The 24,842-nt window shown below is 71.1% G+C and carries 22 protein-coding genes, 3 rRNA genes and 1 pseudogene; 11 read left to right on the forward strand and 15 right to left on the reverse strand.

The window, feature by feature from the left end; genetic code table 11:
* Positions 1-364: 364 nt before the first annotated feature.
* Genes O7618_RS13100 through O7618_RS13115 form a run of 4 tightly spaced genes read right to left on the reverse strand, consistent with a single transcriptional unit; the run spans position 365 to position 2,836 of the window.
* Positions 365-1,249, reverse strand: coding sequence for an NAD kinase (locus O7618_RS13100; RefSeq protein WP_278106358.1), 885 nt, complete (start codon positions 1,247-1,249; stop codon positions 365-367).
* Positions 1,246-2,094 carry a TlyA family RNA methyltransferase gene (locus tag O7618_RS13105; protein WP_278106360.1) on the reverse strand — a complete coding sequence of 283 codons (849 nt, stop codon included), beginning with the start codon at positions 2,092-2,094 and terminating at the stop codon, positions 1,246-1,248. The genes O7618_RS13100 and O7618_RS13105 overlap by 4 nt, the downstream gene beginning before the upstream one ends.
* 23 nt (positions 2,095-2,117) lie before the next feature.
* A complete protein-coding gene (locus O7618_RS13110) occupies positions 2,118-2,366 on the reverse strand; it encodes a hypothetical protein (RefSeq protein WP_278106361.1) in 249 nt (82 codons plus the stop codon).
* The gene (locus O7618_RS13115) at positions 2,363-2,836 is read right to left on the reverse strand and encodes a hypothetical protein (RefSeq protein WP_278106362.1); all 474 of its coding nucleotides are present in this window, start codon (positions 2,834-2,836) and stop codon (positions 2,363-2,365) included. The genes O7618_RS13110 and O7618_RS13115 overlap by 4 nt, the downstream gene beginning before the upstream one ends.
* Positions 2,837-2,948: 112 nt before the next feature.
* Here O7618_RS13115 and O7618_RS13120 point away from each other — a divergent pair, with 112 nt between their 5' ends.
* A complete protein-coding gene (locus O7618_RS13120) occupies positions 2,949-3,284 on the forward strand; it encodes an SCP2 sterol-binding domain-containing protein (protein WP_278106363.1) in 336 nt (111 codons plus the stop codon).
* A 12-nt stretch (positions 3,285-3,296) separates the two neighbouring features.
* Here the strand turns inward: O7618_RS13120 and O7618_RS13125 are convergent, their stop codons facing one another.
* The 7 genes from O7618_RS13125 to tyrS form a co-directional block, all read right to left on the reverse strand.
* Positions 3,297-4,352 carry an HAD-IIA family hydrolase gene (locus tag O7618_RS13125; RefSeq protein WP_278106364.1) on the reverse strand — a complete coding sequence of 352 codons (1,056 nt, stop codon included), beginning with the start codon at positions 4,350-4,352 and terminating at the stop codon, positions 3,297-3,299.
* Positions 4,349-5,347, reverse strand: coding sequence for a Replicase polyprotein 1ab (locus O7618_RS13130; RefSeq protein WP_278109992.1), 999 nt, complete (start codon positions 5,345-5,347; stop codon positions 4,349-4,351). The genes O7618_RS13125 and O7618_RS13130 overlap by 4 nt, the downstream gene beginning before the upstream one ends.
* Positions 5,348-5,382: 35 nt before the next feature.
* Complete coding sequence (locus O7618_RS13135; protein WP_278106365.1) at positions 5,383-6,906, reverse strand: hypothetical protein; 1,524 nt, start codon at positions 6,904-6,906, stop codon at positions 5,383-5,385.
* Between the two features lie 202 nt (positions 6,907-7,108).
* Positions 7,109-7,225 (reverse strand): 5S ribosomal RNA (rrf, locus tag O7618_RS13140).
* A gap of 75 nt (positions 7,226-7,300) precedes the next feature.
* Positions 7,301-10,409: ribosomal RNA gene (locus O7618_RS13145) — 23S ribosomal RNA — on the reverse strand.
* A gap of 378 nt (positions 10,410-10,787) precedes the next feature.
* Positions 10,788-12,302 (reverse strand): 16S ribosomal RNA (locus O7618_RS13150).
* The 16S, 23S and 5S rRNA genes sit together here, the layout of an rRNA operon.
* 609 nt (positions 12,303-12,911) lie before the next feature.
* Positions 12,912-14,195 carry a tyrosine--tRNA ligase gene (gene tyrS, locus O7618_RS13155; RefSeq protein ID WP_278109994.1) on the reverse strand — a complete coding sequence of 428 codons (1,284 nt, stop codon included), beginning with the start codon at positions 14,193-14,195 and terminating at the stop codon, positions 12,912-12,914.
* Positions 14,196-14,297: 102 nt separating this feature from the next.
* Here tyrS and O7618_RS13160 point away from each other — a divergent pair, with 102 nt between their 5' ends.
* From O7618_RS13160 to O7618_RS13175, 4 genes are all read left to right on the forward strand, one after another.
* Positions 14,298-14,687 (forward strand): PaaI family thioesterase, encoded by a 390-nt coding sequence (locus tag O7618_RS13160; RefSeq protein ID WP_278106366.1) that lies wholly within the window; start codon positions 14,298-14,300, stop codon positions 14,685-14,687.
* A gap of 71 nt (positions 14,688-14,758) precedes the next feature.
* A complete protein-coding gene (locus O7618_RS13165; RefSeq protein WP_278106367.1) occupies positions 14,759-15,985 on the forward strand; it encodes a divalent metal cation transporter in 1,227 nt (408 codons plus the stop codon).
* Entirely contained in the window at positions 15,982-16,353 is a 372-nt protein-coding gene (locus tag O7618_RS13170) for a hypothetical protein (protein WP_278106369.1), read from the forward strand. The genes O7618_RS13165 and O7618_RS13170 overlap by 4 nt, the downstream gene beginning before the upstream one ends.
* Entirely contained in the window at positions 16,340-16,657 is a 318-nt protein-coding gene (locus O7618_RS13175) for a PRC-barrel domain containing protein (RefSeq protein WP_278106370.1), read from the forward strand. The genes O7618_RS13170 and O7618_RS13175 overlap by 14 nt, the downstream gene beginning before the upstream one ends.
* Before the next feature lie 87 nt (positions 16,658-16,744).
* On the opposite strand, the gene O7618_RS13180 is transcribed toward O7618_RS13175, so the two are convergent.
* The gene (locus O7618_RS13180; protein WP_278106371.1) at positions 16,745-18,115 is read right to left on the reverse strand and encodes a hemolysin family protein; all 1,371 of its coding nucleotides are present in this window, start codon (positions 18,113-18,115) and stop codon (positions 16,745-16,747) included.
* A gap of 186 nt (positions 18,116-18,301) precedes the next feature.
* Between O7618_RS13180 and O7618_RS13185 the strand changes: the two genes are divergently transcribed.
* Positions 18,302-18,916, forward strand: a complete 615-nt coding sequence (locus O7618_RS13185) for a TetR/AcrR family transcriptional regulator (protein WP_278106372.1) — start codon at positions 18,302-18,304, stop codon at positions 18,914-18,916.
* An 84-nt stretch (positions 18,917-19,000) separates the two neighbouring features.
* The gene (locus O7618_RS13190) at positions 19,001-20,521 is read left to right on the forward strand and encodes an FAD-dependent monooxygenase (protein WP_278106373.1); all 1,521 of its coding nucleotides are present in this window, start codon (positions 19,001-19,003) and stop codon (positions 20,519-20,521) included.
* 6 nt (positions 20,522-20,527) lie between these two features.
* Here O7618_RS13190 and O7618_RS13195 read toward each other — a convergent pair whose 3' ends face one another.
* Both O7618_RS13195 and O7618_RS13200 read right to left on the reverse strand, forming a co-directional pair.
* Positions 20,528-21,154, reverse strand: coding sequence for a hypothetical protein (locus O7618_RS13195; protein WP_278106374.1), 627 nt, complete (start codon positions 21,152-21,154; stop codon positions 20,528-20,530).
* 10 nt (positions 21,155-21,164) lie between these two features.
* Entirely contained in the window at positions 21,165-21,668 is a 504-nt protein-coding gene (locus tag O7618_RS13200) for a GNAT family N-acetyltransferase (RefSeq protein WP_278106375.1), read from the reverse strand.
* A 132-nt stretch (positions 21,669-21,800) separates the two neighbouring features.
* Between O7618_RS13200 and O7618_RS13205 the strand changes: the two are divergent.
* From O7618_RS13205 to O7618_RS13220, 4 genes and pseudogenes are all read left to right on the forward strand, one after another.
* Positions 21,801-23,096, forward strand: a pseudogene (locus tag O7618_RS13205) (PEP/pyruvate-binding domain-containing protein); the annotation flags it as partial.
* 38 nt (positions 23,097-23,134) lie between these two features.
* Positions 23,135-23,380 carry a glycine radical domain-containing protein gene (locus tag O7618_RS13210; protein WP_278109995.1) on the forward strand — a complete coding sequence of 82 codons (246 nt, stop codon included), beginning with the start codon at positions 23,135-23,137 and terminating at the stop codon, positions 23,378-23,380.
* Entirely contained in the window at positions 23,377-24,138 is a 762-nt protein-coding gene (gene pflA / locus O7618_RS13215; protein ID WP_278106376.1) for a pyruvate formate-lyase-activating protein, read from the forward strand. Before O7618_RS13210 ends, pflA begins: the two co-directional genes overlap by 4 nt.
* 29 nt (positions 24,139-24,167) lie before the next feature.
* Complete coding sequence (locus O7618_RS13220) at positions 24,168-24,365, forward strand: hypothetical protein (protein ID WP_278106377.1); 198 nt, start codon at positions 24,168-24,170, stop codon at positions 24,363-24,365.
* Here the strand turns inward: O7618_RS13220 and O7618_RS13225 are convergent.
* Positions 24,341-24,811: a cyclic nucleotide-binding domain-containing protein gene (locus O7618_RS13225; protein ID WP_278106378.1), complete on the reverse strand. Its 471-nt coding sequence runs from the start codon at positions 24,809-24,811 to the stop codon at positions 24,341-24,343. The genes O7618_RS13220 and O7618_RS13225 overlap by 25 nt on opposite strands.
* Positions 24,812-24,842: the final 31 nt, after the last annotated feature.

Genomic DNA, 24,842 nt, shown 5'->3' on the forward strand with positions numbered 1-24,842 from the left:
GACCGTGACGGCGACACGCCGCCAGGTGGGCGTCGCCGGACGGGTGGCCGGGGCGCCGCACGCCGCGTCGTCGCCCAGCTCGCGCGCCGCCGCTTCCTCCGACGGCGGCTCGTCGACCTGTCGGCCCGACCGGGGTCGACACCCGACCGGGCACGGCGCGCCGGTCCGCCTGCCGCGTCCGGCCGCGACGCTCCGGCGCCCCGACCCGTCGCGACCCGACCACCCCTGGTCGGCCCGCGACCCACGGGCCGCGCGTCACCCGGCCGTGGCGGGCCTCACCGCCACGCTCGGACTCACCTCGACGCGGTCCGCGCGCCCACCGTAACCCGTGCGGCGGCCGAAACGGGCCCGGCGCACGCGCCGATCAGCGCCGGTTGCCGCGCCACCCCTGCACGGGCAGGTCGAACTTGGCCACCAGCCGGTCGGTGAACGGGCGTGCCCGCAGCCGGACGATGCGCACCGGCAACGCGCCCCGACGCACCGTGACCCGGGCGCCGGGCGGCAGGTCGTAGACCCGCCGGCCGTCGCAGCAGAGCACCGCGAGCGTGGTGAACGGATCGACGGTGATGACGAACGTGGAGGTCGGCGCCGTCACCAGCGGGCGGCTGAACAACGCGTGCGCGCTGATCGGCACCAGCAGCAACGCCTCCACCTCGGGCCAGACCACCGGCCCGCCGCCGGAGAACGCGTACGCGGTGGAGCCGGTCGGGGTCGCGCAGACCACGCCGTCGCAGCCGTAGCGCGACAGCGGCCGACCGTCCACGTCGACGAGCAGCTCCAGCATCTGGGCGCGCTCGCCCTTCTCCACGCTGATCTCGTTGAGCGCCCACGACTCGATGGTCGGCCCGCCGTCGAACTCGGCGGTCACGTCGAGGGTGAGGCGTTCGTCCACGGTGTAGTTGCGCCCGACCACGTCCCGCACCGCGGTGTCCAGGTCGTTGATCTCCGCCTCGGCCAGGAAGCCGACCTTGCCCAGGTTGATGCCGAGCAACGGCGCCTTGGCCGGGCGGGCCAGCTCGGCGGCGCGCAGGAACGTGCCGTCCCCGCCGAGCGCGAAGACGATCTCGGCGCCCTCGGCCGCCTCCGGGCCGGTCACCGGCACCACACCGGGCAGGTCGAGGTCGTCGGCCTCCTCGGCGACCACCCGCACCTCGAAACCGTTCGAGATCAGGTCGGCGGCCACCGCGCGGGCATGCTCGGTGCTGCGTCGACGGCCGGTGTGTGTCACCAGCAGCGCGGTCCGACTCACCCGGACACCTCCTCGCTCGTGGCCGCCGTCGCGGCGGCACCCTGCGGACCAGCGGCGACCACCGCGCGGACCCGGTCGGGGTCGGCGGCCGGCGCGCCCCGGCGCAACCATACGAAGAACTCGACGTTGCCGCTCGGCCCGGGCAGCGGGCTGGCCGCCACGTCGGCCAGGCCGAGTCCGAGCTGCGCGGCGGCCGCGGCCACGTCGAGCACCGCCTCGGCACGCAGCGCCGGGTCGCGCACCACGCCACCGGCACCGACCCGCTCCTTGCCCACCTCGAACTGCGGCTTGACCATCAGGGCCAGGTCGCCCTCGGGGGCCGTGCAGGAGGTCAGCGCGGGCAGCACCAGCCGCAGGGAGATGAACGACAGGTCGGCCACCGTCAGGTCGACCGGGCCGCCGATCGCCTCCGGCGTGAGGGTACGCACATTGGTGCGCTCGAACACCCGGACCCGCTCGTCGGTGCGCAGCGGCCAGGCGAGCTGCCCGTAACCGACGTCGACGGCCACCACCTCGGCCGCGCCGGCACGCAGCAGCACGTCGGTGAACCCGCCGGTGGAGGCGCCCGCGTCGAGGCACCGCCGGCCGGCCAGGGCCAACCCGCCCGGGGTGAACGCGGCGAGCGCCCCGGCCAGCTTGTGACCGCCCCGCGAGACGTATTCCTCCGCCGGATCCTCGCGGGTGACCAGCAACGGGTCGGCCGGGTCGACCATCGCCGCGGCCTTGCGGGCGGGCACCCCACGCAACTGGACCCGACCGGCCTCCACCAGCGCGGCGGCCTGCTCGCGGGAGCGGGCCAGACCACGCCTGACGAGTTCGGCGTCCAGCCGGGTACGACGAGCCATCGGTGTCCGTTCTCCGCCTCTGTTCAGGCCTGGTCGATGCTGGCGAGGGTCTCGCGCAACGTCTCGTACGCCGCCTCGTACTGGGCGATCTGGTCCGCCGGGGGGAGCGCCTCGGCGTTGGTCATGCCCCGCACCGCGGCGTCCACGGCCGGATGCGACGCCTCGCCCACCTCGTCGGCCGGCGCCGGGCGGATGCCCGGCGGCGGTCCGGGACGCGCGCCCGGAAACGGTCCGGGGCGCGGCGGCGGTCCGGGGCGGTGGGGCGCGCTCACGGGGCGGCCGTTCGACGGCCGGTGGCCTTCTTGGCCGGCCCGGCCGGTGACTCGTCGGCAGGCGTACGCGCCACCGTCGCGGCGGGCTTGCGCGCGATCGCCTTCTTGGCCACCGCCTTCTTGGCCACCGCCGCGCCCGCCCCGACCGGCACGGACGACCCGGGGTCGGTGCGGGCCTCGCGCAGCTGCCGCTCCAGGTCGTGCACCCGGCGGGTCAACTCGGCGACCTCGTCGGCGGTGGCCAGCCCGACCGCGCCCAACGCCCGGTCCACCTCGAACCGGACCAGCTTGGTCAGCGCCTCCCGGTTGGCCAGGCCGGTGGCGACCAGTTCCTCGGCGAGCGCCTGGAGCTGACCGGCCGTGGCGCCGCCCTGACCGACGGCCCGCTTCACCGCGTCCTGCGCCTTCTTCCGGGGCGCCTCCGTCAGGCCCATGGCCAGCTCGAGGTAGGCGCGCCACGCGTCCTGCATGCCTGATTCCTTCCGCGGGGCGGGGGTGTGCAGGTGCCACGCTACCGGGCACCCGGGACACATCGTTGCGGTACGGTGCCCGCAACGGAGTGGCTCGTGGTGAGGAGACGATGTGGCCAGCGTGGACGACTGCCGGCAGGCGTTGCAGGACCTGGCCGATCGGCTCGACCGGCACGTCGAGGCGCAGGGGCGCATCGACCTCGACCGCACGCTGGCCTGCCGGATCACCGACCTGGACACGGCCTTCCACGGTCGCATCGAGGGCGGCCGGCTGGTCGGCCTGGCCGACGGCGACGACCCGAAGGCCAAGATCGCGCTGAGCACCGGCAGCGACGACCTGATCGCCCTGGTGCACGGCAAGCTCGACATCATGTCGGCGGTGGCATCCCGGCGGGTCTCCGTCAAGGCGAACCCGTTCGACCTGATGAAGCTCCGCAAGCTGCTCTGAGCGGGCCGCCGCTCAGCCGTCGAGGCCGAACGCGGCGAGTGCCTCCGCCGCCGCCGGCGAGGCGGCACGCACCCGCGCTCCGGCCGACGTCGTCCAGGCCACCGCGCAGAGCGCCGCGAGCGCGTCCAACGGCCGACCCCCGCCGTCGAGCGTGAGCTCCCCGCCGGTCCCGGTCACCGACCAGCCGCCGGCCCGCGGCCGGCCGGGCACCGCCACCACGGCCTCCGGGTCGAACAGTCCGGTCAGGTCGAAGGCGACGTACGCGGGCCGGCGCGACTCGGGCGCGGCCAGCAGCTCGGCCGCGTCGCTGACCCCGGTCAGCACCAGCAGGCTGTCCAGACCGGCCCGGCGGGCACCCTCGATGTCGGTGTCCAGCCGGTCGCCCACCACCAGGGTGCGGCCGCTCCCGGCCCGGCGCGCCGCGGTCGCGAACAGCGCCGGCTCCGGCTTGCCCACCACCACGTCGGGATCCCGGTCGAGCGCGGTGCGCAGCACCGCCACCAGCGAACCGTTGCCGGGCAGCGGCCCGCGCGGGCTGGGCAGCGTGCGGTCGGTGTTGGTGGCGTACCAGGGCGCGCCGGCCCGCACCGCGAGGGACGCCTCCGCCAGGTCGGACCAGCCCACCTGCGGCCCGTACCCCTGGGCCACGGCGGCGGGCTGCTCCTCGGCCGTCGACACCGGACGCAGGCCCACCGCACGCAACTCGGCGCGCAACGCCTCCGCGCCCACGACCAGCACCGGCGCGCCGGCCGGCAACCGGTCGGCGAGAAGCTCGGCGGTGGCGGCCGCGGAGGTGAGCACCTCCGCCGGCTCGGCCGGCACACCCATGCCGGTGAGCAGGTCGGCCACCTCGCTGGAGCGGCGGGAGGCGTTGTTCGTCGCGTACGCGACCGCCCGCCCCTCGGCACGCAGCCGGCCGACCGCCTCGACCGCGCCGGGGATCGGCCGATCGATCAGGTAGATGACCCCGTCGAGGTCGAAGGCGACGAGCGCGTACCCGTCGACCAGCCGTCCATGGGTTCCGGCGCGGTCCGCGCCGGAACCGGCCTCCCCGGCGTGCCCGGTCACCGGCGCTCCGCCGCCTCGTCCCCGCCGCCGTGGACGTCGCCGTCCCGGACGTCGCCGTCCCGGACGTCGCCGCCCTTGGGAGCGCGGCCCGGCGCGGCGTCGACCTGGCTGTCGTCGCCCGGGTTCCCGCTCGCGCGGGCGGTCCGGCTGTCGCCGGCCGGCGCGTCCTCGGCCGACCGCCGGTCCGGGTCGGTGACCGTGTCACCGCCGGCGAGCGAGTCGGCCTCGGCGTCGGTCAGCTCGTCGTCGGCCGGGTCGCCGGCGTCGCGGTCCCGGTATCCGGCGCCCGCCGTCCCGGCCCGGTCGAGGCGCTCGCCGTCGTGCTCGCCGAGGTCGTCCGCATCGTCACGGTCGTCGCCGAGGTCGCGGTCCTCGTCGAGGTCCTCGTCCTCGTCGAGGTCCCGGTCGTCATCGGCCGGGCCGTCGGTGTCGGTGGCGGCCGACGGCGCGTCCCCGTCACTCTCCGGCTCGTCGTCCTCGTCGTCGCCCTCGATGAGCACACCGTCGAGCTCCAGCAGCCGCTCGGCGGCGTCGGTCTCACCCTCGGAGTCGATGTCGGCGGCCCGGGAGAACCACTCCCGTGCCTCCTCGCGCCGACCTCCGGCGAGCAGCGCGTCGGCATACGCGTAGCGCAGCCGCGCCGCCCACGGCTCGGTCGACTCGGCGGTCAGCTCGCGGACCTGCAACATCGCCACGGCCGCGTCCTTCTGCCCCAGGTCGCCCCGCGCGCCAGCCGCCACGATCAGCAGCTCGATGGCGACGGCCTGGTCGAGCTTCTCGCGGTCCGCGCCACGGAACAGGTCGATCGCCCGCTCCGGGCGGCCCAGCGCCCGCTCACAGTCCGCCAGCACCGCCAGGTGACTCTGGAGGCCGGTCATGCGGTGGTACGTCCGCAGCTCGGCGATCGCGGTTTGCCACTCCCCCGCGTGGTAGGCGGCCAGCCCGACCGCCTCCCGCACGGCGGCGATGCGCGAGGCGAGCCGTCGGGCCGCCATCGCGTGCGCGAGCGCCAGCGTCGGGTCGTCGTCGATCACCAGGCCGGTCGCGACGAGGTGCCGGGCGACGGTCTCCGCCACCGGCTTGGCGAGCGAGAGCAGCTCCGCCCGAACGGTCGAGTCGAGGTCACCGGCGACCACCTCGTCCGGCAGCTCCGGCGCCTCACCGGTACGCCCCTCGCCACGCTCGTCCTGCCGCTCGCGCTGCGGGCCGTAGCTACCCTGCCGGCGGTCGTCCCGTTCCGGCCGGTCGCCGAAGCCACGGCGCTCCCCGTCCCGCTCGGTACGCCCACCCCGGTAACCACCCTCGCGACGCTCGCCACCGGCGTTGCCCTCGCGACGGTCACCGCCCCGGTAGCCGCTCTCACGGTCGTCACGACGGAACCCTCCCTCGCGACGGTCGCCACCGCGGAAGCCGCCGTCCCGGCGCTCACCACCGGCGTAGCCCTCACGACGGTCACCGCCCCGGAAGCCGCCCTCACGACGGTCGCCACCCGGGCGGCTGTCCCGGCTGAACCCGCCCTCGCGGCGCTCGCCACCGCGGAAGCCGCCCTCCCGGCGCTCACCACCCGCGTAGCCCTCACGACGGTCACCGCCCCGGAAACCACCCTCGCGGCGGTCACCGCCCCGGAAACCACCCTCGCGGTCGCCGCCACGGAAGCCACCGTCGCGGTCGCCGCCCCGGAATCCGCCCTCACGACGGTCACCACCCGGCGCGCCGCCCGAGCGGTTGTCCCGGCCGAAGCCACCCTCACGACGCTCGCCACCACGGAAACCACCCTCGCGGCGGTCACCGCCCCGGAAACCACCCTCGCGGTCGCCGCCCCGGAAACCACCCTCACGACGGTCACCACCCGGCGCGCCGCCCGAGCGGTTGTCCCGGCCGAAGCCACCCTCACGGCGGTCACCGCCCCGGAAACCACCCTCACGGCGGTCACCGCCCCGGAAACCACCCTCACGGTCACCTCCCCGGAAACCGCCCTCACGACGGTCGCCACCACGGAAGCCACCGTCGCGGCGCTCACCGCCACGGAAACCACCCTCACGGTCACCGCCCCGGAAACCGCCCTCACGACGGTCGCCACCACGGAAACCACCGTCGCGGCGCTCACCGCCACGGAAGCCACCGTCGCGGCGCTCACCGCCACGGAAACCACCGTCACGGTCACCACCACGGAAGCCGCCCTCGCGACGCTCGCCGCCCGAGCGCTCGCCACCACGGAAACCACCGTCGCGGCGCTCACCGCCACGGAAACCACCGTCACGGTCACCACCACGGAAGCCGCCCTCGCGACGCTCGCCGCCCGAGCGCTCGCCACCACGGAAACCACCGTCGCGGCGTTCACCGCCACGGAAGCCACCGTCACGGTCACCGCCACGGAAGCCGCCCTCGCGACGGTCACCACCACGGAAACCACCGTCACGGTCACCACCACGGAAGCCCTCGCGGTCACCACCACGGAAACCGCCCTCACGACGGTCGCCCCCGGTGCGGTGGTCGCGGCCGTAGCCGCCCTCGCGGCGGTCACCGCCACGGTTGCCGCCGGCGCGGTCGTCACGGCCGCCCCAGTACGAGGGGCGGTCATCGCGGCGGGCGTCGCCGCGCCCCTGGCCACGGTCGGCGCGATCCTCGTAGCGGCGGGGGCCGTCCCCGCCCTGCGGTCCAGAGCTCACAGGTGCATCCTTCCTGATGGCGTTTCCGCCAGAACGCTAACGCAGTCGAGGGCCGACCCTACTGGGGCGGCCCTCGACAGAAAGATTGTCCGGCGGTGTCCTACTCTCCCACACCCTCCCGAGTGCAGTACCATCGGCGCTGGAGGGCTTAGCTTCCGGGTTCGGAATGTTGCCGGGCGTTTCCCCTCCGCCATGACCGCCGTAACTCTATGAACATGTCAAACACACACGTGGGGTGTTCGAGTGTTCAGAGTTGCACAGTGGACGCGTAGCAGCTTGGTAGTCAAGTCCTCGGCCTATTAGTACCGGTCAACTGAACCCGTTACCGGGCTTACATTTCCGGCCTATCAACCCAGTCGTCTAGCTGGGGGCCTTACCCCACAAAGTGGGTGGGATACCTCATCTTGAAGCGAGCTTCCCGCTTAGATGCTTTCAGCGGTTATCCCTTCCGAACGTAGCTAACCAGCCGTGCCCCTGGCGGGACAACTGGCACACCAGAGGTTCGTCCGTCCCGGTCCTCTCGTACTAGGGACAGCCCTTCTCAAGTATCCTACGCGCACGGCGGATAGGGACCGAACTGTCTCACGACGTTCTAAACCCAGCTCGCGTACCGCTTTAATGGGCGAACAGCCCAACCCTTGGGACCTGCTACAGCCCCAGGATGCGACGAGCCGACATCGAGGTGCCAAACCATCCCGTCGATATGGACTCTTGGGGAAGATCAGCCTGTTATCCCCGGGGTACCTTTTATCCGTTGAGCGACACCGCTTCCACATGCCAGTGCCGGATCACTAGTCCCGACTTTCGTCCCTGCTCGACCTGTCAGTCTCACAGTCAAGCTCCCTTGTGCACTTGCACTCAACACCTGATTGCCAACCAGGCTGAGGGAACCTTTGGGCGCCTCCGTTACCCTTTAGGAGGCAACCGCCCCAGTTAAACTACCCACCAGACACTGTCCCTGAACCGGATAACGGTCCGAAGTTAGATACCCAAATCAACCAGAGTGGTATTTCAAGATTGCCTCCACCCATACTGGCGTATGGACTTCACCGGCTCCCACCTATCCTACACAAGCTAATTCAGATACCAATGTCAAGCTATAGTAAAGGTCCCGGGGTCTTTCCGTCCTGCCGCGCGTAACGAGCATCTTTACTCGTAATGCAATTTCGCCGGGCCTGTGGTTGAGACAGTGGGGAAGTCGTTACGCCATTCGTGCAGGTCGGAACTTACCCGACAAGGAATTTCGCTACCTTAGGATGGTTATAGTTACCACCGCCGTTTACTGGCGCTTAAGTTCTCCGCTTCGCCCCGAAGAGCTAACAGGTCCCCTTAACGTTCCAGCACCGGGCAGGCGTCAGTCCATATACATCGAATTACTTCTTCGCATGGACCTGTGTTTTTAGTAAACAGTCGCTTCCCCCTGCTCTCTGCGGCCATACAACGCTCCACCCGCGCGGGGCTTCACGTCTCCGGCCCCCCTTCTCCCTAAGTTACGGGGGCAATTTGCCGAGTTCCTTAACCACAGTTCGCCCGATCGCCTCGGTATTCTCTACCTGACCACCTGTGTCGGTTTGGGGTACGGGCCGCTCAGAACTCGCTAGAGGCTTTTCTCGGCAGCATAGGATCACTGACTTCACCTGAATCGGCTCGGCATCACGTCTCAGCCTACATGCGCCGCGGATTTGCCTACGGCACGGCCTACACGCTTACCCCGGCACAACCACCGGCCGGGATCAGCTACCTTCCTGCGTCACCCCATCGCTTGACTACTACCCGCCAGGTTCCCACGCTCCCCCCGTTCGGTCCGAAGACCTCCCGGAGCTCGGGTGGTTAGCACAACGAGGTTCGTCAGGGTCGCTCTTTCGCGGGTACGGGAATATCAACCCGTTGTCCATCGACTACGCCTCTCGGCCTCGCCTTAGGTCCCGACTCACCCAGGGCGGATTAGCCTGGCCCTGGAACCCTTGGTCATCCGGCGGAAGGGTTTCTCACCCTTCTTTCGCTACTCATGCCTGCATTCTCACTCGTGCCGTGTCCACAACTAGGTCACCCCGTCGCTTCACCCCCGGCACGACGCTCCCCTACCCATCCACACACCTGCACGGCACATCACGGCGCCGCGAAGTTGAAATGTGAATGCCACAGCTTCGGCGGTGTGCTTGAGCCCCGCTACATTGTCGGCGCGGAACCACTTGACCAGTGAGCTATTACGCACTCTTTAAAGGGTGGCTGCTTCTAAGCCAACCTCCTGGTTGTCTATGCGACCCCACATCCTTTTCCACTTAGCACACGCTTAGGGGCCTTAGCTGGTGATCTGGGCTGTTTCCCTCTCGACTACGAAGCTTATCCCCCGCAGTCTCACTGCCGCGCTCTCACTTACCGGCATTCGGAGTTTGGCTGATTTCGGTAAGCTTGTGGGCCCCCTAGACCATCCAGTGCTCTACCTCCGGCAAGAAACACGCGACGCTGCACCTAAATGCATTTCGGGGAGAACCAGCTATCACGGAGTTTGATTGGCCTTTCACCCCTAACCACAGGTCATCCCCCAACTTTTCAACGTTGGTGGGTTCGGCCCTCCACGCGGTCTTACCCGCGCTTCAGCCTGCCCATGGCTAGATCACTCCGCTTCGGGTCTAGAGCATGCGACTAAAAACGCCCTATTCAGACTCGCTTTCGCTACGGCTCCCCCACCCGGGTTAACCTCGCCACATGCCACTAACTCGCAGGCTCATTCTTCAAAAGGCACGCCGTCACCCCGTAAGGCTCCGACGGATTGTAGGCGAACGGTTTCAGGCACTATTTCACTCCCCTCCCGGGGTACTTTTCACCATTCCCTCACGGTACTCGTCCGCTATCGGTCACCAGGAAGTATTTAGGCTTACCAGGTGGTCCTGGCAGATTCACGGCAGATTTCAGGAGTCCGCCGCTACTCGGGAACACCCACAGAAGACCAGCAGCTTTCACCTACCGGACTATCACCGTCTACGGTCAGCCATTCCAGACTGTTCGACTAACCACTGGCTTTGTAACTCCTCGACCGTGTGTCAGCACAATCAGCAGGGTCCCACAACCCCGACCACGCAACCCCTGACAGGTATCACACGCCGCCGGTTTAGCCTCAATCCGCTTTCGCTCGCCACTACTCACGGAATCACTATTTGTTTTCTCTTCCTACGGGTACTGAGATGTTTCACTTCCCCGCGTTCCCCCCACACACCCTATGTGTTCAGGTGCGGGTGACATCACATGACTGATGCCGGGTTCCCCCATTCGGACACCCTGGGATCACAGCTTGGTTGACAGCTCCCCCAGGCCTATCGCGGCCTCCCACGTCCTTCATCGGCTCCTGGTGCCAAGGCATCCACCGTTCGCCCTTGACAACTTGACCACAAAGATGCTCGCGTCCACTGTGCAATTCTCAACAAACGACCAACCCACAACCCGAACAGTTCCCCACCAGACCCAGCTCACCGCCGGCGGTATGAAGAACCAGGCCATGCCTGGCGCCCCGACAGGCTCCCGCCCGTCTCCAAGGCTCCGAAGACAACAACCAGCGGTTGTTCCTTCAGGACCCAACAGGGTGCTTACGCTCCTCCCCAGCCGCACCAGGACTCCGCTCCACACCCACCCGAAAGTGAGCAGTACTAGAAGGATCCAGGCCGTTGCCGAGGACGAACTTGCCAGTGTCTCCGCCATCTGAGCACCCCGACCCGACATTCGCAGGTCGCGGGCTCCATACCAGCTTTCGCCGGATGGTGCTCCTTAGAAAGGAGGTGATCCAGCCGCACCTTCCGGTACGGCTACCTTGTTACGACTTCGTCCCAATCGCCAGCCCCACCTTCGACGGCTCCCTCCACAAGGGTTGGGCCACCGGCTTCGGGTGTTGCCGACTTTCGTGACGTGACGGGCGGTGTGTACAAGGCCCGGGAACGTATTCACCGCAGCGTTGCTGATCTGCGATTACTAGCGACTCCGACTTCACGGGGTCGAGTTGCAGACCCCGATCCGAACTGAGACCGGCTTTTTGGGATTCGCTCCACCTCACGGTATCGCAGCCCATTGTACCGGCCATTGTAGCATGCGTGAAGCCCTGGACATAAGGGGCATGATGACTTGACGTCATCCCCACCTTCCTCCGAGTTGACCCCGGCAGTCTTCGATGAGTCCCCGCCATAACGCGCTGGCAACATCGAACGAGGGTTGCGCTCGTTGCGGGACTTAACCCAACATCTCACGACACGAGCTGACGACAGCCATGCACCACCTGTGACCGCCCCCGAAGGACCCCCCATCTCTGGAGGTTTTGCGGCCATGTCAAACCCAGGTAAGGTTCTTCGCGTTGCATCGAATTAATCCGCATGCTCCGCCGCTTGTGCGGGCCCCCGTCAATTCCTTTGAGTTTTAGCCTTGCGGCCGTACTCCCCAGGCGGGGCGCTTAATGCGTTAGCTGCGGCACAGGGAACCGGAGAGGCCCCCCACACCTAGCGCCCAACGTTTACAGCGTGGACTACCAGGGTATCTAATCCTGTTCGCTCCCCACGCTTTCGCTCCTCAGCGTCAGTATCGGCCCAGAGACCCGCCTTCGCCACCGGTGTTCCTCCTGATATCTGCGCATTTCACCGCTACACCAGGAATTCCAGTCTCCCCTACCGAACTCTAGCCTGCCCGTATCGACCGCAGGCCTGGGGTTGAGCCCCAGGTTTTCACGGTCGACGCGACAAGCCGCCTACGAGCTCTTTACGCCCAATAAATCCGGACAACGCTCGCGCCCTACGTCTTACCGCGGCTGCTGGCACGTAGTTGGCCGGCGCTTCTTCTGCAGGTACCGTCACTTACGCTTCGTCCCTGCTGAAAGAGGTTTACAACCCGAAGGCCGTCATCCCTCACGCGGCGTCGCTGCATCAGGCTTCCGCCCATTGTGCAATATTCCCCACTGCTGCCTCCCGTAGGAGTCTGGGCCGTGTCTCAGTCCCAGTGTGGCCGGTCGCCCTCTCAGGCCGGCTACCCGTCGTCGCCTTGGTAGGCCATCACCCCACCAACAAGCTGATAGGCCGCGAGCCCATCCCAGGCCGAAAAACTTTCCACCACACACCATGCGATGCGAGGTCATATTCGGTATTAGCCCCGGTTTCCCGGGGTTATCCCAAAGCCTAGGGCAGGTTGCTCACGTGTTACTCACCCGTTCGCCGCTCGAGTACCCCGAAGGGCCTTTCCGCTCGACTTGCATGTGTTAAGCACGCCGCCAGCGTTCGTCCTGAGCCAGGATCAAACTCTCCAACAAAAACCTATTTGTCGGACACAATGTCCTGGCAACAAAAGTGTTGCCAAAGGAATCCCAACCAGCCAGACAACAGCCCGACCAGTCCGGGGTATAAAACAATTGGCACTGGCTTTACAAGCACCCTGTTGAGTTCTCAAAGAACAACCACACACCGCCCGGAAGCCCTCCAAGAGGACCCCCGACCCGGGGCATTTCGTCCACATCCCCGCCACTCTCGCGCCGGGCACTTTTACTACATTACCCGCTGGTTTCTGCCGTGTCAAACCGGTGTTTCCCGGTTTGTCGTGCATCACCCTTTTGCCGGGCACGCCGCGAGCCGTCCGACTCGCGCCGGTCGCTTCGAGGATTTCGGCAGGACGGCCGATCGCGGTCTCCCGCTGGCCCGTCCGTTTCCCTGCCGGCCGATAACCTTACCCGGTCGGTTCCGCCTCACCAAATCGGCCTCACGGCCGATCCGGGGCACCACCCGGGTTCCAGGTCCTGCGCTCCGGCCTCCCAGGTCTTTCGCCCTGTTCGTCCGTTCCGCGCTGGCAGAGAGAAAGTTACGCGCCCGGTGGATTGATCGTCAAATCCACCGGGCGCGTCCCGCGTCACATCGTCGGCCGTCGCCTATTCGCCCAGTTCAACGCCCGCGAAGGACCGCTTTCCCCGGCGCAGCACGAGGTAGCGCCCGTGCAACAGGTCGGCCGCGGTGACCGTCGCGTCCGTCTCGGTGATGCGGGTGTTGTTGACGTAGGCGCCGCCCTCGGCGATCACCCGCCGGGCCTCCTTCATGCTCGGCACCAGGCCCGACTCCTTGAGCAGGCCGGCGACGTCCGGCAGCTCGCCGACGCGGACCAGCCCGGCCTCGGTGAGCGCGGCCCGCAGCGTCTCCGGCGAGAGCTCGTCGAGCGCGCCCCGGCCGAACAGCGCCTGACTGGCCGTCACCGCCTGCGTCTTCTCGCGCTCGCCGTGCACCAGTGCGGTGAGCTCCTCGGCCAGGGCCCGCTGGGCCGTCCGCGCCTGCGGGCGTTCGGCGGTGGCCTTCTCCAGCTCCTCCAACTCCTCCCGGGAGCGGAAGCTGAAGTAGCGCAGGTAGCGGGTGACGTCGCGGTCGTCCGCGTTGAGCCAGAACTGGTAGAAGGCGTACGGGCTGGTCATCTCCGGGTCGAGCCAGACCGCGCCGGTCTCGCTCTTGCCGAACTTGGTGCCGTCCGACTTGGTGACCAGCGGGGTGGTGAACGCCTGGACCGGGCCGGCGCCGCGCCGGCGCACGTAGTCCACCCCGGCGGTGATGTTGCCCCACTGGTCGGAGCCGCCGTACTGGAGCTGGCAACCGTGCCGGCGGTGCAGCTCGTAGAAGTCGTTGGCCTGGAGCAGTTGGTAGCTGAACTCGGTGTAGCTGATGCCGCTCTCCAACCGCGCCTTGACCACCTCGCGGGCCAGCATCTTGTTCACCGGGAAGTGCTTGCCCACGTCCCGGAGGAATTCCACCACCGACATCCGGCCGGTCCAGTCCAGGTTGTTGACCATCTCGGCCGCGTTGTCGCCGGTGTAGGTGACGAACGGTGAGAGCTGGTCCCGGATGCGCTGAACCCAGCCGGCGATGACCTCCGGCGGGTTGAGCGTCCGTTCGGAGCTCTCCTTCGGGTCGCCGATCTGGCCGGTGGCGCCGCCGACGAGCAGCAGCGGCCGGTGTCCGGCGCGCTGGAGCCGGCGGGCCATGACGACCTGCATGAGGTTGCCGACGTGCAGGCTGGGGGCGGTCGGGTCGAAGCCCACATAGAACGTGGCGCTCGGGCCGTCGAGCAGCGCGCGCAGCTCGTCCGGGCCGGTGGAGTCCTGGATCAGGCCCCGCCACAGCAGGTCTTCGGTCAGGGAGTCCCGCCCCGGCGGGAGGTTGCTGTCGGTCACGGTCACCGATTCTCCCCCATCCCCGGCCCGGGGCCGTACCGGGTTTGCCGTCCCGGTCGCGGACTAGGCTGGCGGCGCCGCCGAGCGCGAGGAGGAACCACGGTGGAGATGCCGGACCTGACCGGGGGCTTCGCGGCCCTGCTGGGGCTGACGTTCGACGAGGTCAGCGGTGACCGGGTGGTGATCCGCTGGCAGGTCCGCCCGGAGCTGCACCAGCCGTACGGGATCCAGCACGGCGGGGTCTACTGCTCGGTGGTCGAGACGGCGGCCAGCATCGGCGGGGCGATCTGGCTGGGCGACAAGGGCACCGTGGTCGGGGTGTCGAACCAGACCGACTTCCTGCGCGCGGTGCGCGACGGCGAGCTGACCGCGGTCGGCACGCCCGTGCACCGGGGCCGCAGCCAGCAGCTCTGGCTGGTGGAGATCACCGACGGCGACGCCCGGCTGGTGGCCCGCGGGCAGGTGCGGTTGCAGAACCTCACCGCCGGCTGACGCATTCGCCCGAAACCGGGCGCTGACGCCGATATGGTCGCGTCGATGAGGCCACCCGCTCCCGACCCGACGTGAGGAAGCTCCTCGCCGCCACGCTGGGCGTGCTGTCGGCCATCGGCGGGTTCGTCGACATCGGTGACCTGGTGGCGGCCAGCCAGGCCGGCGCGCTCTTCGGCATGGCCCACGCCTGGGTGCTGCTGGTCGGTGTGGTGGGCATCTGCGCGTACGCCGACATGGCCGGGCGGATCGCGGCGGTGAGCGGCCGGGCGGTGTTCGACCTGGTCCGGGAGCGGCTCGGGCCCCGGGTGGCGTTGCTCAACCTGGTCGCGTCGTGGCTGGTCACGGTGGTCACGCTCGCCGCCGAGCTGGGCGGGGTGGCGCTGGCGCTGCACCTGGCCACCGGGGTGAGCCACCTGCTCTGGGTGCCGGTGGCCGCGCTGGCGGTCTGGCTGGTGCTGTGGCGGATGCGCTTCGAGCTGATGGAGCGGATCTTCGGCCTGGCCGGGCTGGCGCTGCTGGTGTTCGCTGTCGCGTTGGTGGCGTTGCCGACCGACTGGGCACAGCTCGGGCGGGGTGCCTGGCAGATCAGCTCCGCCGGGCACGGCTGGCCGCTGTACTGGTTCGTGGCGGTGGCGTTGTTCGCCTCCACGGTCAGCCCGTACGAGGTGTTCTTCTTCTCCTCCGGCGGGGTGGAGGAACGGTGGGGCGCGGCGGACCTGGCGCGGGCCCGGTCGAACGTGCTGATCGGCTTCCCGGTCGGCGGTTTCCTGGCGCTGTCGCTGATCGCCGTGGCGACGGTGGCCTACCACCCGTCGGACGCGTCCCTGACCTCGCTCGGCGAGGTGGCCCGGCCGGTGGCGACCGCACTGGGCGGCGCCGGGCTGGCCGCCGCGGTGCTGGCGTTCTTCGCGGTGACGTTCGGCGCGGCGCTGGAGACCGGGCTGTCGGCGGCGTACGCGGCGGCGCAGTACTTCGGCTGGCAGTGGGGCAAGCGGGTCAGCCCCGGCGAGGCGGCCCGGTTCCACAGCGTCCTGCTGGTCGGCCTGCTGCTCGGGGTGGTGATGCTGATGACGACCGTGGACCCGGTGCGGTTGACCGAGTACATGCTGGTGCTGAGCGCGGTGGTGCTGCCGCTGACCTACCTGCCGATCCTGGTGGTCGCCAACGACCGCACCTACCTCGGAGACCGGGTCAACGGGTGGTGGAACAACCTGCTCGGCGCGGTGTTCCTGCTGCTCATCGTCGCCGCCTCGGTGGCGGCGATCCCACTGGCGATCGTGACGGGGATGGGACGATGAGGGTCCAGCTCGCCGGGCAGTTGCTCGACCGGCAGATCGTCGACGTCGAGGGTCGACTCGTCGGACGGGTCGACGATGTCGCGTTCGCCGTGGACGACGAGGGCTACCCGTACGTGGACGGGCTGCTCACCGGTCAGGGCGCGCTCGGGCAGCGGATCGGTGGGCGGATCGGGCGGCTGCTGGTGGCGGTCGCCGACCGGTTCGGCGACGATCCCCCGCTGCGCGTGCCGCTGGCGGCCGTGGCCGGGGTGGACAGCGCGGTGCGGTTGCGGTGCCGGGCGGCGGACCTGCCGTCCTCGCCGATGGAGTCGTGGTTGCGACGGCACCTGATCGAGCGGATCCCGGGGTCCCACCGTGCGAGCGGGTGAGCTGCTCGGGCGCACCGCGTACGACCTGCACGGGCGGCGGTTGGGCCGGGTGGTGGACGTGGTGGTGCGCGGGGGGTGGCCGCCGGAGCGGCTGCGGATCACCGACGTGATCGTGGCCGGTCACTGGTGGACGAGGGTGACCAGCCGGCTGATCGGGCCGGAGCTGCATCCGGCCGGGCCCTGGCTGCTGCGGACGGCCGCCCGCCTGGTCGGGCGCAGCACCCACCAGTTTCCCGCCGACTCGGTGCAGCTCCGCCCGCCGGTGCCCGGCTTCCCGTTCGGGCCGCCGGCCGACCGACGTTGAGTCCCTTCGGCTCCGCTCTCACGGCGCGTCCGCGCCGGGCGTCGCCGAGCGGTCGGACGGCGACGCCCGGCGCCCGGCGCGCTGTCGTCAGCGACGCGCCTCGTCGAGCGCCGGGGTGTCCGCCGGGCCGGCGTCGTCGGCCCGGTCGTCGCCGACCGCGTCGTCGTCGCCGTCGGCCCGCTCGCGGCGGGGCCGCCGCCGGATGTGTACCTCGGTGATGGCCCGCTGGTCGACGCCGGCGACCGCCAGCTCCCAGCCGTCGACGGTGACCTGCTCCCCCGCCACGGTGGGGATGTGCCCGAGGCAGATCAGCACCAGCCCGGCGACCGTGGTGTAGTCGCCGGCCGGCCGGTTCGGCAGCTCCACGCCGAGGTCGGTGAGGTCGTGGGCCGGGAAGGTGCCGGGCAGCACCAGCGTGCCGTCCGCCTCGGTGCGCACCGCCTGCAGGTCCCGGTCGGTCTCGTCGTAGATCTCGCCGACGATCTCCTCGAGGATGTCCTCGAGCGTCACGATCCCGTCGACCGCGCCCCGCTCGTCCACCACCAGGGCGATGTGCTGCCGCTCCGCCTTGAACTGGCGCAACGCGTCGACCACCGGCAGCGAGTCGGGCAGCAGCATCGGCGGGCGGGCGATCTCGTCGACCGGCCGGTCGTCGGGGACGCCCACCAGGTCGCGCAGGTGGATCACCCCGACCGCGTCGTCGAGGCCGCCGTGGCGGACCACCGGCGCCCGCGAGTGGCCGGTCGCCGCGAGGACGAGCCGGGCGGCGTCCGCGGTGGTGCCGCTGTCAAGCGTGAAGACCTGCAACCGGGGTACGAGGACCGCGCGCAGCTGCCGGTCGGCGATCTCCACGGCGCCGGCGATGATCGTACGCTGCTCCTTGGTGAAGCCGTGGTTGCCGGCGACGATGTCGCGCAGCTCGTCCGGGCCGATCTCGTCCGGCTCGTGCTTCGGGTCGAGGCCGACGAGGCGGACCACCATGTCGCTGGTGGCGCCCAGCAGCCAGACGGCCGGACGGGTGATGCTGGCCAGCACGTCGAGCGGTCGGGCCACGAGCAGCGCCCACCGCTCGGCGGACTGCATGGCGATGCGCTTGGGCGCCAGTTCGCCGAAGACCAGGGTGACGAACGTGAGCACCAGGGTGACCGCGACGATGGCGACGGTCTCGGCGGCGTTGCCGAAGGCGCCGAGCAGGGGCACGAGCGGCCGGGCCAGCGACACGGCCGCCGCGGCGGAGGCCAGGAAGCCGGCGAGGGTGATGCCGATCTGGATGGTGGCCAGGAAGCGGTTCGGGTCCTTGGCCAGCCGGGCCAGCGTCCGGCCGCCGCGGCTGCTGCGCTCCAGCCGTTGCAGCTGGCTGTCCCGCAGCGAGACCAGGGCCATCTCGCTGCCGGCGAACGCCGCGTTGACGATCACCAGCACACCGACCAGGGCCAACTGGCTCCAGTAGCTCTGCACGAGCGGTTCTCTCCCTCGGCCCGATCCGGGTCGGCGACCGCCGACTCGCCGGCCGGCAGATCCGGTCGGCGTGGCCCCTCTGTGCCCCGCCGGCACGCGCCTGAATCCTGGGTAACCACTGACGTCGGACCAGAACTGCGCGCCACGCATCTTTGCGCGCCACGCATCTTTTGCTAGCGTGCAGACGTGAGCGGACTACGGGAGCGCAAGAAGGCCGCGACCCGGGCGGCGCTGAGCTGGGCGGCCATCCGGTTGACCGTGGCCCGCGGCTACGACGCCGTGCTGGTGGAGGACATCGCGCACGCCGCCGGGGTGTCCCCCCGCACGTTCAACAACTACTTCGCCAGCAAGGCCGAGGCGATCGCGGCCCGGCACCTGGACCGCAGTCGCCGGGTGGCCGATGCGCTGCGGGCCCGCCCGGCGGGCGAGCCGCTCTGGACCGCGGTCGAGGCGGCGGTCCTGTCGGCGTGGGCGCCGGGCCCGGAGGTCGCGCAGTCACCCCCGGACGCCCACGACGAGTGGGTCGCCGGGCTGCGGGTGATGCTCGCCGAGCCGGCCCTGCAGGGCGAGATGCTGCGGGCCGGCGCGCTCGCCGAGGCCGAGCTGGCCGAGGCGGTCGCGGCGCGCACCGGCACCGACACCGCCCACGACCTCTACCCGCACCTGGTGGCCGCGGCGGTCGGCGCGGCCACCGGCGCGGCCACCCGGCACTTCCTCCGCACCGAGCGCGCCGAGCCGGTCGACCGTCTGCTCTCCGACGCACTGACCCAGGTGGGCGCCGGCCTGCCGCCGCCGCGCTGATCCGTCCCGACCCGGCGTGAGAAGGGGCCCCTTCTCGACCGGAGGCGTTAACAGGGGGCCCCGCCTTCAACCTCGGAGGATCTTGTGGTTATCGATGTGCTTGTGGTCGGGGCCGGGCCGAACGGGCTGATGCTCGCCGCCGAGCTGGCGCTGGCCGGGATCCGGCCGGTGGTCTGCGACCGGCTGGCCGAGCCGACCACCGAGAACCGGGCCAACGGGCTGGTCGGCCAGGTGGTCCGGATGCTCGACCGGCGCGGCCTGCACCAGCGCCTCACCGGCGACGCCGCGCCGCCGCGGCCCGCCCCCGCATTCGTCTTCGGCGCGCTGCCGCTGGACCTGCGCGGCGTCGCGGACAACCCGCTGCACAGTCTGCCGGTTCCCCAGCGGCAGATCGAGCGGGTGCTCGCCGAACGCGCCGCCGAGCTGGGGGTGCCGATCCGCCGGGCACGCGAGGTGACCGGTCTGCGGCAGCGCGACGACGCGGTGGAGGTCGGGTTCGCCGACGGAACCACTGTCACCTGCCGGTACCTGGTCGGCGCGGACGGTGGGCGCAGCACGGTCCGCAAGCTCGCCGGAATCGGCTTCCCCGGCGTGACCACCGACCGGTCCGTCTCGCGTACGGCCCAGGTGGCGGTGCCGGTGGAGGCGATCGACCCGGTGTCCGGCGGCCTCGCCGTGCCCGGCCACGGTGTCGTCGATCCGTTCCGGCACACCCGCACCGAACGCGGGCTGATCGTCTGGGCGCCGTTCCCCGACCGGCCGCCTCTGGTCAGCACCACCGAGTGGCCGGACGCGCCGGAGGCGGACACCGCGATGACGTTCGCCGAGATGCGGGCCAGCGTCGCCCGGGTGCTCGGCGCCGAGGTGCCGCTCGACCCGCCGGGCGGCGCCGGGCCGCACGTGCTGCGCCGCCTGGTGGGCGGCAACACCCGGCTTGCCGAGCGCTACCGCGACGGCCGGGTGCTGCTGCTCGGCGACGCCGCCCACGTGCACTCCGCGATCGGCGGTCCGGGGCTGAACCTCGGCCTGCAGGACGCGGTGAACCTCGGCTGGAAGCTGGCCGCCGCGGTGCGCGGGTGGGCACCGGACGGGCTGCTCGACACCTACCAGACGGAGCGACGCCCGGCGGCCACGCGGGTCACCATGTCGACCCAGGCCCAGTCCGCCCTGATCGCCCCGGGAAGCGAGGTCACCGCGCTGCGGGAACTCGTCGGCGAGCTGCTCGCCGAACCGGCCAACGCGGCGCACGTGGCCGCGCTGATGGCCGGCGCGGACATCCGCTACGACCCGGGACCGGACGGCCCACCGGTCGGCGGCTGGGCGCCGGACCTGGTGGTGCACGGCGACGCCGGGCCGGTGCGGCTGGCCGAGCTGACCCGCGACGCGCGCCCGCTGCTGCTCGACGGAACCGGCACGCTCGGTGCGACGTGCGCGCCGTGGCGGGACCGGGTCGACGTGATCGACGGGCGGCTGACCGGAACCTCGTCGACGGCACTGCTGCTGCGGCCGGACTGCTATCTGGCCTGGGCCTCCGCCGAGAGCGCGCCGGACCGGGACGGGTTGCGCGCCGCGCTCACCCGCTGGTTCGGCAGGCCCCGGGACTGACCGGGCTCAGGCCGGCTCGGGCAGGTCCAACACGTACGCCCCGCCCTCCGGGCGGAAGCCGAGCCGGTGGTAGTAGGGGGCGACCATGCCCGGCGGGCTGACCACCCGGCGGAAGCCCCGGTCGGTGAAGAGCCGGCTGCGCCGGTAGACGAACTCGCCGGGGGTGAAGTCACGGAACGGCGGGGTGACGTAGTCCAGGTCGATCTGCGCCACCCCGCCGGCCTCGGCGTGCGACACCATCACACCGACCACCTCGTCGGAGCGCACCACCAGGAACGCCGACCGGTCGGCGGCGGCCGCGTCCCAGCGGAACGCCGGGTTGAACCGGGCGATGTCGGCCGCGTGCACCCGCAGGGTGTGCGCCAGGAACGCGTCGCCGGTGCCCACCTCCACCACCTGGTAGGTCTCCTCGTCGTGCCGGGTGGCCAGCAGCTTGCGCAGGTACCACACGTTGATCACGGCGAGCACCACGTTCAGCCCGACCATCGGCCAGACGTGCACGGCGGCGTTGTAGCCGATCAGGATCAGGCAGCCGACCAGGTTGAGCGCGCGCAGCCGCAGGATGCGCGTCTGCAGCAGGGACCAGACCAGCAGCGCGGAGCCGGCCCAGCCGACGAGTTCCAGCCAGTTCACCCCCGGGAGACTAGTGGGCGCGCTGGTCAGGCGCCTCGGCGGGCAGCTCCAGCACCCACTCCTCGACCTCGACACCGCGGCCCGGGGCATAGCCCGAGTCCTCGCCGACGACGACGAAGCCGCACTTGCGCAGCACCGCCAGCGAGGCGGCGTTGTCCTTCGCGGCGCGGGCGCGCACCGGCCGCTGCGGCAGCTCGCGCAGCAGCGCGGTGAGCCCGGCCGTCGCGTGGCCCCGCCCCCAGCGCTCCGGGTTGATCCAATAGCTGACCTCGGTCTCGTCGTCGACCGGGAACGCCGCCACGTGGCCCACCACCTCGCCGCCGGCGACGATCGTGCGGTTGACGATGCGCCCGTCGGCGCGGATGCGCGCCCAGTGCGCGTCGAACGCGGCCCGGTCCGCCGGGTCCTTCGGGCCGAACGCGGCCATCCAGTTGGCCTGGGCGTCCTGCTCGTGGGCGAAGAACGCGGGCAGGTCGTCGTCGCGCACCGGACGGATTTCCACCTCAGAGGTCACGGCCGCGACGGTACCCGCGCCCACCGACACCGGTCGGGACCTCGGCCCGCCACGCGTCCCGTCCGGCCCTGCCGGCGCGACCTGCCACGCCGGTACCAAGAAGGAGGAAAGACGCGGGCGAGGAGGCCGACCATGTCGACGTACGTCTACGACTTCATCGAGGGTGACCGGAGCCGGGCGGACCTGCTCGGCGGCAAGGGCGCCAACCTGGCCGAGATGACCCGGCTCGGGTTGCCGGTGCCGCCCGGGTTCACCGTGACCACCGACGCGTGCCGCGCCTACCTGGCCACCGGCACCCCACCGGACGGGCTGTTCGACGAGGTCAACGCGCACCTGCGCGAGGTCGAGGCGCGGCTGGGCCGGCGGCTCGGCGACCCCGGTGACCCGCTGCTGCTGGCGGTGCGCTCCGGCGGCCGGTACTCGATGCCGGGGATGATGGAGACGATCCTCGACATCGGGCTCAACGACGTCACGGTGGCCGGGCTGGCCGCCCACGCCGGCGACGAGCGGTTCGCCTGGGACTCGTACCGGCGGTTGATCCAGATGTTCGGGCGGACCGTGCACGGCATCCCGGCCGAGGAGTTCGAGCACGAGCTGGCCGCGGTGCGGGCCACCGCCGGGCCGGCCGGGCCGAGCGCCGAGCAGCTGCGCGACCTGGTCGACACGTACAAGAAGATCTTCGCCCGGCACGTCGGGCACGACTTCCCGCAGGCCCCGCACGAGCAGCTCTTCCTCGCCGTCCGGGCGGTCCTCTCCTCCTGGAACTCGGAGCGGGCGCGGATCTACCGGCGGCAGGAGCGGATCCCCGACGACCTGGGCACCGCGGTCACCGTGATGGCGATGGTGTTCGGCAACCTCGGCCCGCACTCCGGCACCGGAGTGGCCTTCACCCGCGACCCGGCCACCGGCGTGCCCGGCGTCTACGGCGACTACCTGACCGACGCGCAGGGTGAGGACGTGGTGGCCGGCGTCCGCAACACGGTGCCGCTCACCGAGCTGGAACGGCTGGACCCGGCGAGCTACCACCGGCTGCGGCAGATCATGGCGACGCTGGAGCGGCACTACCGCGACCTGTGCGACGTCGAGTTCACCATCGAACGCGGCCGGCTGTGGATGCTGCAGACCCGGGTCGGCAAGCGCACCGCCGCCGCCGCGTTCGTGATCGCCGCCCAACTCGCCGAGGAGGGGGTGATCACCGCCGCCGAGGCGTTGACCCGGGTCACCGGGGCGCAGCTCGCCCAGCTCATGTTCCCCGCGTTCGACGCCGCCGGCGCGCCCGCGGCGCTCGCCGTCGGGGTGGGCGCCTCGCCGGGCGCCGCGGTGGGCCGGGTGGTCTTCGACTCCGCCGCCGCGACGGCCGCCGACGGGCCGGTGATCCTGGTCCGCCCGGAGACCAACCCCGACGACCTGCCCGGCATGATCGCCGCGACGGCATCTCGCTGACCGGCACGGTCACCCCGGACGGCCTGGGCCACACCCGCGCGGAGCGGATCGCCAACCTGGCCGGGGTGCTCGACGGCTACACCGACGCCGGCGGGTTCCACCTCAACGTCAACGTGCTGGACCGGGCGACGCTGCTCGACGCCATGGCCCACCCGGAGCGCTACCCGCAGCTCACCGTCCGGGTCTCCGGGTACGCGGTGAACTTCGTCCGGCTCACGCCCGAGCAGCAGCGGGACGTGGTGTCCCGGACGTTCCACGGGTCGCTGTGACCGGCCGGCCCCCGCCGGCGCCGCCGCACCTGGACGGGTCGGTGCACTCCTGGGACACGTCGATCGGGGTGGACGGGCCGGGCACCCGCCTGGTGGTGTTCCTCGCCGGTTGCCCGCTGCGCTGCCGCTACTGCCACAGCCCGGACACCTGGTACGGCCGCAGCGGCCGGCGCCGCACGGTCGACGAGATGGTCGCCACCGTCGCGCGGTACCGCCGGTTCCTCGGGGTGGCCGGCGGCGGCGTCACGGTCAGCGGCGGGGAGCCGCTGCTCCAGCCGGCGTTCACCGGGGAGCTGCTGCGCCGCTGCCACGCGCTCGGCCTGCACACCGCGCTGGACACCTCCGGGTTCCTCGGCGACCGCGCGGACGACGCCCTGCTCGACGCCACCGACCTGGTGCTGCTCGACGTGAAGGCGGGCAGCCCCGCGACGTACCGGCGGGTCACCGGCACCGGCCGGCTCGGGCCGACGCTGCGCTTCGCCCGCCGGCTGGCCGCGCGGGGCACGCCGATGTGGATCCGGTACGTGCTGGTGCCGGGCCTGACCGACGACGCCGACGAGGTGGCCCGGGTGGCCGACCTGGCCGCCGGACTGGCCGGCGTGCGGCGCGTCGAGGTGCTGCCGTTCCACCGCCTCGGCGCGCACAAGTACGCCGAGCTGGGCCTGGCCTTCCCGCTGGCGGACACCGCGCCGCCGGACGCGGAGCTGCTGGCCCGGGTACGCGGGCAGTTCGCCGCCCGGGGTCTGACGGTCACCTGAGGCGGCGCGTGCCGCACTGGCAGGGGGTCATGTCGACACCACGGCTACGCCGCCGGCAGGCTTCGCCCGTCCGGGCCCGGCTCGCGAGCGCCACCGGGGCACCGGCCACCGGCGCCCGGGCGCTCGGCGCGACGGCCGTGGGGGCGCTGGCCCTGGGCGCGTTCGCGTTCGCGCTCGGCGCGGCACGGCGACCGGGGATGAGTCAGCTCGCCGCGCTCGTCGGATAGCCGTAGAGGTCGAGCAGGCGCACCCGGGACGCCTGGAGGCGGTCCACCACCACGCTCATGAACCGGGCGGTGAGCTGCCGGCCCAGCGTGTCGTCGGACTCCATCAGCCGCCGCACCCCGTCGGCGTCGAACTCGACCGCGGTGCTGCGCAGCGTGGCCACCGCGCCGAACTGCCAGCGGTAGGGCGGGAAGAGCCAGGACCAGCCGAGCACGCCGCCGGCGCCGATCGTCTCGATGCCCACGTCGCCACGGCCGGGGACCGGGAAGTCCAACGCCACCTGACCGCCCCGGACCAGCCAGAACCGCTCGGCCGGCTGGCCGGCGCGGAACAGCCGGTGCCCCGGGTGCCAGGCCACCGGGCGGGCGTAGCCGGTGAGTCGGGGCAGCCACCCGTCTGGCAGTCCGGCCAGGAACGGGTGCACACGCAGCATCTCCAGCGGGGTCATCACGCCTCCACGGATCGGCGGCAGGAAGCCG

Source organism: Micromonospora sp. WMMD980, assembly GCF_029626035.1.
In the GTDB taxonomy this organism is placed as follows: domain Bacteria; phylum Actinomycetota; class Actinomycetes; order Mycobacteriales; family Micromonosporaceae; genus Micromonospora.

Coding starts and splice junctions, on each gene's coding strand:
- O7618_RS13105 (WP_278106360.1), bottom strand. CDS start 2,094: ATGGCTCGTCGTACCCGGCTGGACGCCGAACTCGTCAGGCGTGGTCTG.
- O7618_RS13115 (WP_278106362.1), bottom strand. CDS start 2,836: ATGCAGGACGCGTGGCGCGCCTACCTCGAGCTGGCCATGGGCCTGACG.
- O7618_RS13130 (WP_278109992.1), bottom strand. CDS start 5,347: ATGGCGGCCCGACGGCTCGCCTCGCGCATCGCCGCCGTGCGGGAGGCG.
- O7618_RS13170 (WP_278106369.1), top strand. CDS start 15,982: ATGAGGGTCCAGCTCGCCGGGCAGTTGCTCGACCGGCAGATCGTCGAC.
- O7618_RS13220 (WP_278106377.1), top strand. CDS start 24,168: ATGTCGACACCACGGCTACGCCGCCGGCAGGCTTCGCCCGTCCGGGCC.
- O7618_RS13225 (WP_278106378.1), bottom strand. CDS start 24,811: ATGACCCCGCTGGAGATGCTGCGTGTGCACCCGTTCCTGGCCGGACTG.